The 12,321-nt window shown below is 37.1% G+C and carries 10 protein-coding genes; 9 read left to right on the plus strand and 1 reads right to left on the minus strand.

Annotated elements, in window-relative coordinates; genetic code table 11:
* Positions 1 to 3 precede the first annotated feature (3 nt).
* The 6 genes from FC77_RS01550 to FC77_RS01575 all read left to right on the plus strand — a co-directional run bounded on the left by FC77_RS01550 (position 4) and on the right by FC77_RS01575 (position 5,827).
* Positions 4 to 1,923 carry an acyltransferase family protein gene (locus FC77_RS01550; protein WP_082621102.1) on the plus strand — a complete coding sequence of 640 codons (1,920 nt, stop codon included), beginning with the start codon at positions 4 to 6 and terminating at the stop codon, positions 1,921 to 1,923.
* A gap of 12 nt (positions 1,924 to 1,935) precedes the next feature.
* Positions 1,936 to 2,877 carry a ribonuclease Z gene (gene rnz, locus FC77_RS01555; protein WP_056969796.1) on the plus strand — a complete coding sequence of 314 codons (942 nt, stop codon included), beginning with the start codon at positions 1,936 to 1,938 and terminating at the stop codon, positions 2,875 to 2,877.
* Complete coding sequence (locus FC77_RS01560) at positions 2,870 to 3,664, plus strand: SDR family NAD(P)-dependent oxidoreductase (protein WP_054681367.1); 795 nt, start codon at positions 2,870 to 2,872, stop codon at positions 3,662 to 3,664. Before rnz ends, FC77_RS01560 begins: the two co-directional genes overlap by 8 nt.
* A 7-nt stretch (positions 3,665 to 3,671) precedes the next feature.
* Positions 3,672 to 3,896 carry a lipopolysaccharide assembly protein LapA domain-containing protein gene (locus FC77_RS01565; RefSeq protein WP_056969798.1) on the plus strand — a complete coding sequence of 75 codons (225 nt, stop codon included), beginning with the start codon at positions 3,672 to 3,674 and terminating at the stop codon, positions 3,894 to 3,896.
* Between the two features lie 113 nt (positions 3,897 to 4,009).
* Positions 4,010 to 4,210 carry a 50S ribosomal protein L32 gene (rpmF, locus tag FC77_RS01570; protein WP_054681363.1) on the plus strand — a complete coding sequence of 67 codons (201 nt, stop codon included), beginning with the start codon at positions 4,010 to 4,012 and terminating at the stop codon, positions 4,208 to 4,210.
* A gap of 60 nt (positions 4,211 to 4,270) precedes the next feature.
* The gene (locus FC77_RS01575) at positions 4,271 to 5,827 is read left to right on the plus strand and encodes a bifunctional metallophosphatase/5'-nucleotidase (protein WP_056969800.1); all 1,557 of its coding nucleotides are present in this window, start codon (positions 4,271 to 4,273) and stop codon (positions 5,825 to 5,827) included.
* 55 nt (positions 5,828 to 5,882) lie between these two features.
* Here the strand turns inward: FC77_RS01575 and FC77_RS01580 are convergent, their stop codons facing one another.
* Positions 5,883 to 6,089 (minus strand): YjzD family protein, encoded by a 207-nt coding sequence (locus tag FC77_RS01580; RefSeq protein ID WP_054681361.1) that lies wholly within the window; start codon positions 6,087 to 6,089, stop codon positions 5,883 to 5,885.
* A gap of 105 nt (positions 6,090 to 6,194) precedes the next feature.
* Here FC77_RS01580 and FC77_RS01585 point away from each other — a divergent pair, with 105 nt between their 5' ends.
* The 3 genes from FC77_RS01585 to pyk all read left to right on the plus strand — a co-directional run bounded on the left by FC77_RS01585 (position 6,195) and on the right by pyk (position 12,247).
* Positions 6,195 to 9,317, plus strand: a complete 3,123-nt coding sequence (locus FC77_RS01585; RefSeq protein WP_056969801.1) for a DNA polymerase III subunit alpha — start codon at positions 6,195 to 6,197, stop codon at positions 9,315 to 9,317.
* 167 nt (positions 9,318 to 9,484) lie between these two features.
* Positions 9,485 to 10,444 (plus strand): 6-phosphofructokinase, encoded by a 960-nt coding sequence (pfkA, locus tag FC77_RS01590; RefSeq protein ID WP_054681359.1) that lies wholly within the window; start codon positions 9,485 to 9,487, stop codon positions 10,442 to 10,444.
* Positions 10,445 to 10,477: 33 nt separating this feature from the next.
* A complete protein-coding gene (gene pyk / locus FC77_RS01595; protein ID WP_054681357.1) occupies positions 10,478 to 12,247 on the plus strand; it encodes a pyruvate kinase in 1,770 nt (589 codons plus the stop codon).
* Positions 12,248 to 12,321: the final 74 nt, after the last annotated feature.

Raw genomic sequence — 12,321 nt, forward strand, 5'->3', positions numbered from 1 at the left:
AAAATGAAGAAAAATCGGTTTATTACAGGATATTCTGGACTCAGAGCATTGGCAGTTATTGGGGTGATTTTATACCATCTCAATCCTGATACTTTTATTGGCGGGTATCTTGGGGTGCCGATATTTTTTGTTTTATCAGGTTATTTGGTCACAGACCATATGCTGCGTTCTTACAAAGAAGAGGGTAGTTATAACACTAAGGGCTTTTATTTAAGTCGGATTAAGAAATTATATCCGCAGTTAATTGCTGTACTTTGGCTTTCTGCGGCGTATATTCTTTTGTTTCAGCGTAATTTATTGGTAAAACTAAACCAAATAGTGATTACTAATTTACTTAATGTCTATAATTTTTGGCAAATTCTTAACGGACAAAGTTACTTTGAACGCTTTGCCACGAATGAATCTCCCTTTACGCATTTATGGACCATGTCGATTGAGGCACAATTTTATATTCTTTGGCCGTTAGTTATTTGGCTTTTAGTCAAATACTTTAAAAAAAGAAAAGGGATTTTTTGGGTACTTTTCGGACTTTCTATTTTTTCAGCGTTAGAAATGGCACTTCTCTATAAGACTGGCGCTAATATTAACCGCATTTATTATGGAACTGATACCAGATTTTTTTCTTTAGGAATTGGAGCAGCTCTAGCAGTAATTTGGCCAATAGAAGATTTAAAACCTCAAGTTAGAAAATCGGACACCCGTGCCCTTGATATTGTTGGTGCAATAGCATTTATTGGCATGCTACTATTATTCTTTAGTAACACGATGAATCCGCAATCAGCATTTGCTTATTATGGTGGTATGTTAATTTTTACTGTTTTAACTGCCATCATGGTGGGAATAATTGCTCATCCTGGTAGCCACTGGAACCGTTGGTTAACTAATCCGGTTTTCAACTGGATTGGTTCTAGAAGTTACGGTATTTATTTATACCAATTTCCGGTGATGATCTTTTTTGAAGATAAGGTAACCGATATGGCCGATCATGTTTTGCTGTATCATATTATTGAAGTGCTTATTATTTTGCTTATTAGTGAATTAACTTATCGTTTGATCGAAAAGCCAATGGGTAAAATTAGTTGGGCAAAGACGAAAAATTACTTTACACAATTATTTGATATTAAAAGAAAAGATTACCTTAGAAAAGCAGAAGCAGTTGTAGCTGTATTAATCTTTTTGGTTGGCAGCATGGGAATTATTGTTTCTCCTACTGTAAAAGCAGAGAATTTTAATAAGTCACAACTGGCTGAGCGAATAATTGCTAACAGGAAAGAACAATCCAAAGATAATAAAACCTTAATTGCTAAATTAAGAAAATCTAAGAAAAAGACGACACAAAAGACTAAACTGGTTAAGGAAGCCACCCAAAGGGCTAAGAAACATCCAGTTAATAAATCATTTGAAAAATATGGTATTTCACAGGTTGATCTGCAATTAGCCCGCAAAGTTCAGCTTACGGCGGTTGGAGATTCGGTTATGGCTGGATCCAGTAATGATTTGAAACGATTAATGCCGAAAGCTTTAATCGATGCTGCTGTTTCGCGTCAATTGGATGTTGTCTATGATTTATTGAATAAATACCAAAAGAAAGGTGTATTAGCTGATAACGTTTTAATTGGCTTAGGAACTAATGGACCATTTTCGATGAATGATCTGGATCGCTTGATGCACCAGATAGGTCCTAAACGGCACGTCTTTTGGATAAATACCCATGTTCCGACCAAGCAATGGCAGGATCAAGTTAACGGTTTACTAAAACAAGCCTCTAAACATCATCGTAATTTAACTGTTATTGACTGGTACGGTTATTCAAAGAATCATCCTAAGTGGTTTTATCAGGATGAAACACATCCGACTCCAGTTGGATCTAAGCATTATAGTGCTTTTGTTGTGAAAACAATAATTGAGCATGCAAAGTATTAAGATAGGAAATTCATGGAATTACAATTTCTAGGTACAGGAGCAGGGCAACCGTCAAAACAAAGAAATGTGTCAAGTATTGCTTTGAAACTGCTTGATGAAATTAATGAAATTTGGCTCTTTGATGTGGGCGAAGCTACACAACACCAAATATTGAGGACAAATATTCGTTTACGCAAAGTTACCAAAATTTTTATTTCACACAATCATGGTGACCATATCTTTGGGTTACCAGGTTTACTAGCAACGCGTTCTTTTCAAGGGGACGTCGGACCGTTAACAATATATGGCCCTCCAGGTCTTGAACAATTTGTTAGAACCGCTTTAAGGGTGTCTCGGTCTAAGGTATCTTATCCAATTAAATTTGTTGCATTGGTAAAAGGTGGCCTTATTTATCAAGGTCAAGGATTTAAAGTTTATGCTAAGAAATTAGATCACCGGGTACCGAGCTTTGGTTATCGGGTTGTCGAGGATTCTCATCCAGGAGAATTATTGATGGATAAGTTAGCTCAATATAAGGTTCCTAATGGTCCGTTACTTGGTAAATTAAAAGAGGGTAAACAAATAGCCTTGTCTGATGGTACTATACTAAATGGTGAGGACTTTTTAGGTCCGAATAAACCTGGTAGAATAGTAACAATCATTTATGATACGCGATCTACACCAAACATTGCTAAATTAGCTAAAAATGCTGATGTGTTGGTTCATGAATCGACTTTTGCTGGTAATGAAGCCAAATTAGCGCATGCATATTATCACTCAACTGCGGTTGAAGCAGCTAAGGTTGCGCGTGATAATGGAGTTAAGCATTTATATTTGGATCACATATCTGCTAGGTATTTAGGTTCAAAAGCTAAGAATTTGGAAAAACAAGCAAAAAGAATCTTTCCAAATACAAAATTGGTTAATGATTTTGATCGGGTAGTAATTCCAATGAAAGGTGTAAAAAATGAGTGATTCATTAAGAAATAAAGTTGTAGTTGTAACTGGTGCCTCAAGTGGTATCGGCCGTTCCATTGCCTTAGAGAGTGCCGGACGTGGTGCCACAGTAATCCTGATTGCTAGAAGACAGGATAAGTTAGAGAAAATTGCTGCAGAAGCTAAGGAATTATCTGGTGCCGATGCATATGTTTTCCCAACTGATATCGGCAAGAGCGATGAAATTGACGACACCTTTAACAATATAGTTAAAGTAGTAAAGCACATTGATTATTTGGTTAACTGTGCTAGTTTTGGTAAGTTTGAAACATTTATGGAAATGGACCGGCATGAAGTTACCGAGATGTTCCAAGTTAATGTTTTAGGGTTAATGTACTTCACCCGTTTAGTTGGTAGATTGATGATAGAGCAGAAGACTGGCCAGATTGTTAACTTCGGTTCAATGGCTGGTAAGGTTCCGACCACGAAATCAGCTGCTTACAGTGCTTCTAAGGCAGCGGTCATTCAATTCTCAAATGTTTTACGGCTTGAATTAAAACCATTTGGTGTAAAGGTTATGACCGTTAATCCAGGACCTGTTTATACTAACTTCTTTAATATTGCTGATAAGACCGGCAATTATGCTAAGAGTGTTGAAAAGTTCATGCTGGATCCTGACGATGTAGCATGGCAAGTTGTTCACTTCTTTGGCAGCAACAAGCGGGAATTAAATTTACCGCTTAGCTTAGCTGTTTTAGCCAAGCTTTATAACTTATTTCCATCAATTGGTGACCGTGTATCCCTGAAATTTGCTTCTAGAAAGTAGTAAGAATATGAAAGCTAGGAAAAAACAAATTAAATTAATTATCAGTTTGATTCTTATATTACTTGCGGTTATTTTCGTGGTGCTCAATACCAATGATGTGGCAATTAATTTTGGCTTTTACAAATTTAAGCTGCCATTGATTATTGTTCTTGTGGTAATGATAATTATCGGCATTTTGCTAGGTTGGAATTTAAGACCGGATAAACCAAATAATAGTAGCAAGAAAAGCTAATAAATCTTGATTTATTTATGATTGAATAGTATCATTAAAACACGTGAAGTAATTCAGGTTGCTCTTTAAGTGTAGCTTGAAACTTAAAATTACAATAAAGGAGATCAAATCAAATGGCAGTTCCTAAGAGACATACTTCGAAACAACGGAAACGTTCACGTCGTGGACATATTAAGTTAACTGTACCAGCAATGCATTATGATGCAACTACTGGTGAGTACCGTTTAAGCCACCGCGTTTCACCAAAAGGCTATTATAAAGGTCGTCAAGTTGTTAATAAGACTAATAATACTAACAACAATGACAATAATTAATTAAAAGGCACCGTTTATATCAGGTGTCTTTTTTTATACAGAAATTTAGAAAATAAGATTATGAAATTAATATTTTTACATTCAAGTGATGTCCACGGATTTTTACTTCCAACCGATTATCAAAACAAAACAGATTACAAAGCGCCATTTAGTCTAAGTCGGGTTAGTTCCGTGATTAAGGCTGAGAAAGCTAAATATGGTCAGGATCATGTTATTGTGACCGACGCGGGAGATTGTTTGCAAGGTTCTCCTCTTGCGTCATATGCTCATTCTGTCGATGATTACTCGGCTCTAGCAAAGTTAACCGCTGCTTATAACCTGGTTGGCTATGATGCACGTTGTATAGGTAATCATGATTTTAACTTTGGTTTAAATTATTTGGCTTATTACGTAGATAATAATAAAGCACCAATAATTAATGACAATATTCTGGATGCACAAACCGATGTATCGGCTTTTGGTAAGGAATACCAAATTATTGAAAAAGACGGGATTAAGGTTGGCTTGCTTGGAATAACCACTCAATACATCCCACATTGGGAACCTAAGGAACACGTTGCTGGTTTAAAATTTGTTTCTGCTTTTAGCAAAATCAAGCATTATGCAAAAATTTTACGACCACAAGTGGACGTTTTGGCTGTTATCTATCATGGCGGTTTTGAATGTGATCCCCAAACTGGGAAGGCCACAGAACCTGATCGTGGTGAAAACGAGGGGTATAAGATTTTAACAAAAATTCCAGAGGTGGATGTGTTACTAACCGGCCACCAACACCGCAGGCTAAATTTAGTAACCCGTAATACAGCGATTGTACAGCCAGGATACCGGGGTGAGGCCGTTGCTAAGGTGGTTTTAAACATTGACGATGAAAGTAAAAAGATCAAGTCTATGTCTACAGAATTGATCGATACCAAAGATTATGAACCCGATAAAAAGATTGTTGCCTTAGTTAAGGATTTAGATAAAAATACGCAAAAGTGGCTTGACCAGCCAATCGCACAACTAAATAAGCCAGCACCAATTGGAAATGCAACAAAGGCTAGGCTTGAAGGAGCCCCATTTATAAACCTTTTGCAACAGATGCAGCTTTACTTTACTAAGGCAGATGTTTCAGCTACCGCAGTGATGAGTGAAACTGCTAAGGGCTTTGGCAAGAAAGTTACTATGCGGGATGTCCTCCTTAACTATCCATATTCTAACCAACTTTGTCGGGTTAAGTTAACGGGTAAGGAGTTAAAGCATATTATTGAATACAGCCTTTCTTTTCTTAAAAAAGATCAGTCAGGTAAGATTGGTTTTAAGGACCGTTGGATTAAACCAAAACCAATGCTGTATCATTTTGATGTCTTTTATCCGGTTAAATATAAAGCCGATATTTCTAAGCCAGAAGGGCATAGATTAACCGAATTGACCTTGAATGGTAAAGTGGTTGAAGACAATAAGATTTATCATTTAGCGGTTAATAATTACCGAGCTATGGGTGGTGGCTTTTATCCTGAATACAGTATGGATAAGATCGAATTTACCCTCGATAAAGATTACGTGCAAATGTTTAAGGAATATTTAACTCAAACCGATGTAGAAGTAGATACTAGTAAAAATTATCAATTTTATTAATTAGAAAAAATAAACCGTTAGCATTTTTGCTAACGGCTTATTTGATTATCAAAATTTATTTAAGTTTATTAAATTTACTTTTATCTTTGTTTGCATGAGCAGTAATCGTTGGAATAATAGCTGCGAAAAGAAAGCCAAAGATGACACCCATTATAACAGCTTCTTTAAGATTAAAAACGTTTTGTGTTAATGGAGCTCCAATAAAGCCGACGATTAGCATATAAACAACGCTCCAGCAAATAGTTACTATATAGCGACCCATAGTTATTCCCTCTTTCATAGATGAATTTTAGCAAAAGTTAGGCGTGTTTTCAAACTTAAAACGGTGTATTTGGTATACTAATTTTAGTAGAAAGGTGGCCAAGGAATGAGAATTGCTGCAATTCAAAATTTAAGTTCTTTCTCTTTACTTGAGAGTCCGACAAGAATTAAAGATTTATTATCTACGGCTAAAGATTTAGGATACGAAGCCGTTGGCCTAACGGATATCAACGTTACATACGGTCTAGTTAACTTTTATGAACTAGCCAAAAAAGTAGGAATCAAACCATTATTGGGGATGGAAGTTCGTTTAAACGGTTTGGTAGACAGTACTAATAAGTATGACTTAATTGTTTTGGCTAAAAGTAATAAGGGATACCGTAATGTTCTGCGCTTATCGAGCGCGATTAACTTATTGACCGAGAATGGGGAGAATAAGAAGGTATTAACCCTAAAAGAATTAACTAAGTACCTTGAAGATTTAGTAGTTATAATTCCTGCCAATACCCGTAGTGAGTTATTAATGCTTTTTGAGCAGAATGAACGGCTGGGAAGTGAGCTAATCCGTGATTTAAAAGGATTAATTCCGCAAAGCAGCTCCTTATATATAGGTGTTTACGCTTCTAAAACTCAACAAAGTTATATTGATTATGTCAAAACTATGAGCAAGCAATTTGATTTGCCGATGGTGGCCGTGGAAGATGGTCAGTACTTGAGGCCTAAAGACCAGTTTCTGCAGAAAACTTTGTTTACGATTAAAGATGGCGGGCAACTGCAAAATATTGAAGATTTGTCTAAGCAAAACGGTTCTCATTTCTTAAATTCTAGCCAGGAACTTTCGGCACGTTATCACAATTTTGATCTAGACAAAGCTCTTAATAATACCTGGAAAATAGCGGAAGACTGTAACGCCGAAGTTATTTTTCAATCTCCGGTTTTGCCTAAATACCACCAGGATAAATTTCCTACTTCTAAGGAATACCTTCATTATCTTGCCCAAACAGGATTAGAAACACGTTTTGCCAATAAAAAGGTGCCTGAGGCATACCAAAAACGGCTTGATTATGAATTAAGCGTCATCAATAAAATGGGCTTTGACGATTATTTCTTGATTGTTTGGGATGTTGTTAATTATTGCCACCGTGTAAAAATTACGACGGGACCTGGGCGTGGTTCTGCTTGTGGTTCCTTGGTTTCTTATTCATTGAGGATCACTCAAGTTGATCCTTTGCAATACCATTTACTATTTGAACGTTTCTTAAATCCTTCAAGACATGAAATGCCTGATATTGATTTGGATATACCAGATAATCAACGGGATGATGTTATTGAGTACATGTACCACAAATATGGTATGGATCATGCGGCCCAAATTTTAACTTTTGGTACTTTAGCCGCAAAACAGGCTTTGCGGGATGTTGGCCGTGCGTTTGGCGCTAGTGCTGTTGAATTGAATAAATGGGCTAATGCTGTTCCTTATTCAAAAAAGAAAATTACTCTGCGAGAATCTTATAAAGATTCCAGGGAAATGCGCCTGCTTGTTAATAGTACTGAGCAAAATAAATTACTTTTTAAGACCGCACTGGGTCTTGAAGGATTGCCACGGCATTATTCAATTCACGCGGCCGGTTTAGTAATTAGTGATAATTCGATTGCGGAAATTTCTGGCCTTCAATCGGGGCAGCTTGGAATCCCAGTAACGCAACAAACAAAAAAATACGTTGAATCTTTAGGTTTATTAAAAATCGACTTTTTGGGTTTACGGAACTTAACTATTTTGGGTAATACCTTGAATTCAATTAGAGGACAAGGTATCAAGATTGATCCAAATAAGATTCCGTTAAATGATCCCAAAACTTTGAAATTATTCCAAGAAGGTAAAACTGATGCTGTGTTTCAGTTTGAATCCGATGGAATCAGACGTGTGTTGAGAGAACTGCATCCAGATAATTTTGAAGATTTAGTTGCTGTCAATGCATTATACCGTCCGGGTCCAATGCAAAATATCCCTACTTTTATTGCTAGAAAACAGGGGGAAGAACCGGTAACTTACCCAGATCCAAGTTTAAAGAAAATTTTGGCACCAACTTATGGCGTCCTTGTTTATCAGGAACAGGTCATGCAGACTGCACAAATTTTAGCTGGTTTTTCTTTAGGGGAAGCCGATATTTTGCGGCGTGCTATGTCCAAAAAGAATCAGGACGTAATTGAACAAGAACGAAATAGGTTTATTGAGGGGACGGTCAAGAAGGGGCACGACCGCAAAGTCGGCGAACGTGTCTATCATTATATTGAACAATTTGCTAATTATGGTTTTAACCGTTCACACGCCGTTGCTTACACTGAAATTGCCTTTTGGCTTGCTTACTTAAAAGTTCATTATCCTGCAGAATTTTATACATCAATGCTTAATTCGGTTAGTTCTAGTAAATTTAAGGTACGAAACTACATTATGCGTGCACAAGAAGCCAATGTTCGTATATTGCCACCAGATATCAACGAGAGCCCGCTTAACTTTAGTGTTAAGGACGGTAAGATTTTGGTAGGCTTGCGGGCAGTTAAAGGCTTACGGACTGACTTTTTAACCCAAATTGCTGATACAAAGGAACCCTTTAAAGATTTAAATGATTTTTTGCGGAGAATTGATGCTAAATTCCTACAAGTTGGGGCAATTAGGTCTTTGATTATGGCTGGTTGTTTTGATCATATTGATGGCAATCGTAACGAATTATTGAAAAATTGTCAGGATATCGTCGAAAATGTGCAGTTAACCGGACAAAATCTATCTTTGTCAGAAGGTTTAGGCGGTGTGCCAATAAAACCAGCTCCAGCACCAACTAAGGCTGAAAAAGTCGAAATGGAAGAAAAAGCGATGGGCTTTTCAACCATGACATCACCACTTATTGCTGTACAAAAGTATGCAAAGCAGTTTGATGCTAAGCCACTCGATCAATTCCAAATAAACGAAACTGGAGTCGGTGTGGGAAAGTTGATGACTTTAAAAAGGATTAGGACTAAAAAAGGAACAACAATGGCTTTTGCTAGCTTTGCGGATTCTAGCAGTAGTCAGGAAGTTGTCATTTTTCCAGCTATCTATGAAAAAATTCATAATATCTTAAAAGAAAGATCGATTTATCTTCTAGGATTAAAGATTCAAAATGACCGTTATGATTCCAGTAAGAAGCAATATTTGTTGACCAATTTGCGTGAAGTGCATTTTAAGGGTTAAATTAAATTTATGCTAACTTGTTAACAAATAAAGAATGATAGCGTTAACATTTAAAAAGACTGTCAAAACAACAAATTAGACCATTTTTTATGAGATTTTTATAAAGAATAATGGTAAAATCTAATTGATGTGAGAAATTACACAAATAATCTTGATGAGGTGAATTCATGAAACGGATTGGTATTTTAACTAGTGGCGGAGATGCCCCTGGTATGAATGCAGCAATCAGAGCTGTTACCAAAACTGCTATCCATCATGGAATTGAAGTTTTTGGTATTCGTTATGGTTTTGCCGGATTAGTTGCAGGAGATTTTGTTCCACTGACAGAGGCGGATGTTGATCATACGATTAATCACGGCGGCACATTTTTGTATAGTGCTCGTTTTCCCGAGTTTGAGCAAAAAGAAGTGCAAGAAAAGGGAGCTGCGCAACTTAGAAAGCACGGGATTGAAACAGTTATCGTAATTGGCGGTGATGGTTCTTATCACGGTGCTTTAGCGTTAACTCGTCTTGGTATTAACTCTGTAGGTTTACCAGGTACTATCGATAATGATATCCCGTATACTGATTATACGATTGGCTATGATTCTGCTTGCCGTACAGGTATGGATGCAATTGATAAGATTCGTGATACAGCTAGTAGCCACCATCGTGTATTCATTGTTAACGTAATGGGTCGCGAATGTGGTGACATTGCTATGCGTGTTGGTTTAGCCAGCGGAGCCGATGCAATTGCTATTCCTGAACGTCCTTACAATATAAAAGAAATTGCAGAAACTCTTAAACGGGGTTTTGCTAATGGTAAGGATAATGGTATCGTAGTAGTGGCCGAAGGTGTTATGAACGCAAATGACTTTAAGAACGAACTCTTGAAGTACGGTGATTTTGATGCCCGTGCCAATATTCTCGGTCATATGCAACGTGGTGGTGCACCAACTGTTGTAGATAGAGTAAATGCCACTAAAATGGGTAACTATGCTGTTAAATTACTTCTCAATGGTAAAGGCGGTTTAGCTGTCGGCATAGAGAACGGCAAACTTAGTACCCATGACATACTTGATCTGTTTGATGGAAAACACCAAAGCGATTATGCACTACTGAATATAAATGATGAAATGACTAAGTAAATTAGTCAATTTTTGGAGAGGATTTTTTAGATAATGAAGAAAACTAAAATTGTTAGTACTTTAGGGCCAGCTTCAAACGATGTTAAAACCATTACAGCTTTAGCTAAAGCTGGTGCAAATGTATTCCGTTTTAACTTCTCACATGGTAATCACCCAGAACACCTTGCTCGTATGAAGATGGTTCGCCAAGTGGAAAAGGATACTGGCTTACTTCTTGGTATCGACCTTGACACTAAAGGTGCTGAGATTAGAACTACCGAACAAGAAGGCGGCAAGTTCACTATTAACACTGGTGATAAGATCCGTGTTGCAATGGGCACCAAAACTAAAGGAAATAAAGATAAGATTTATTCTACCTATGATGGTTTATACGATGATACCCATGTTGGTGGTCATGTATTAATCGATGATGGTTTAGTTGACCTTTTGATTAAGGAAAAGGACGACAAGAACCGTGAATTAATCTGTGAAGCACAAAATACTGGTGTTATTGGCTCAAGAAAGAGTATTAATGCACCTGGTGTTGAAATTCGTCTCCCAGGTATCACTGAAAAAGATACTGACGATATTAATTTCGGGTTAAAGCATGGCATTAACTTTATTACTGCATCATTTGCACGTAAGGCACAAGATATTTTAGATATCCGTAAGCTTTGTGAAGATGCAGGTGCTGATTACATTAAGATTTTCCCTAAGATTGAATCTCAAGAAGGTATTAACAATGCCGATGAAATCTTACAAGTATCAGATGGTTTGATGGTTGCTCGTGGTGACATGGGTGTTGAAATTCCATTTATTGATGTACCATTTGTACAAAAGAATTTGATCAACAAAGCTAATGCACTTGGTAAACCAGTTATTACTGCTACCCAAATGCTTGATTCAATGCAAGAAAATCCACGTCCAACTCGTGCCGAAGTTTCCGATGTTGCTAATTCTGTTCTTGATGGTACTGATGCAACTATGCTTTCTGGTGAATCAGCAAATGGTTTGTACCCAGTTAAAGCAGTTAAGGCTATGGCCGAGATTGATGAACGTACTGAAAAAGAATTGACTAAGCGTAATACTTTATCACTTCAAAGATTCGAAGAATACAAGGGTTCTAACGTAACTGAAGCCATTGGTGAATCTGTTGTACGTACTGCTCAAGAATTAGGTGTTAAGACTATCATTACTGCAACTAACTCAGGTTACACTGCAAGAATGATTTCTAAGTACCGTCCAAACGCAGATATCCTTGCTTTGACATTTGACGAGAAGATTGAACACTCATTAGCAATTGTTTGGGGTGTACAACCTATGTTGACCCAAAAGCCTAAGTCTACTGATGATATGTTCAAGATAGCTGCCAAGGTAGCTAAGGAAAAGGGCTACGTCAAAGATGGTGATCTTGTAATCATCGTAGCTGGTGTTCCAGTTGGTGATTCAGGTACTACTAACTTGATGAAGTTACAAATTATTGGTAGCAAGCTTGCTCAAGGTTTAGGAGTAGGCAATGGCTCTGTTGTTGGTAAGACTGTTGTTGCAAACAGTGCTGAAGAAGCTAATAGCAAGGTTAAGGAAGGCGACATTTTAGTTGCTAAGACCACTGACCCTGACTATATGCCAGCAATCAAGAAGGCATCTGGTATGGTTGTTGAAGCTTCTGGCTTAACCTCTCATGCCGCAGTTGTTGGTTTATCATTAGGTATCCCAGTTGTTGTTGGTGCTACTGACGCAACCCAAAAGATTTCTAACGGTACTACTATCACTGTTGATGCTCACCGTGGTGCTATTTACCAAGGTGAAATTTCAAACCTTTAATTAGAAATTTAACTAATAAAAATAATATCTAGATATTAAAAAATAGTTAGCTTTTTGGCTGGCTATTTTATTTT

Origin of the sequence: Lactobacillus acetotolerans DSM 20749 = JCM 3825 (genome assembly GCF_001436775.1) — a bacterium.
Lineage (GTDB): Bacteria > Bacillota > Bacilli > Lactobacillales > Lactobacillaceae > Lactobacillus > Lactobacillus acetotolerans.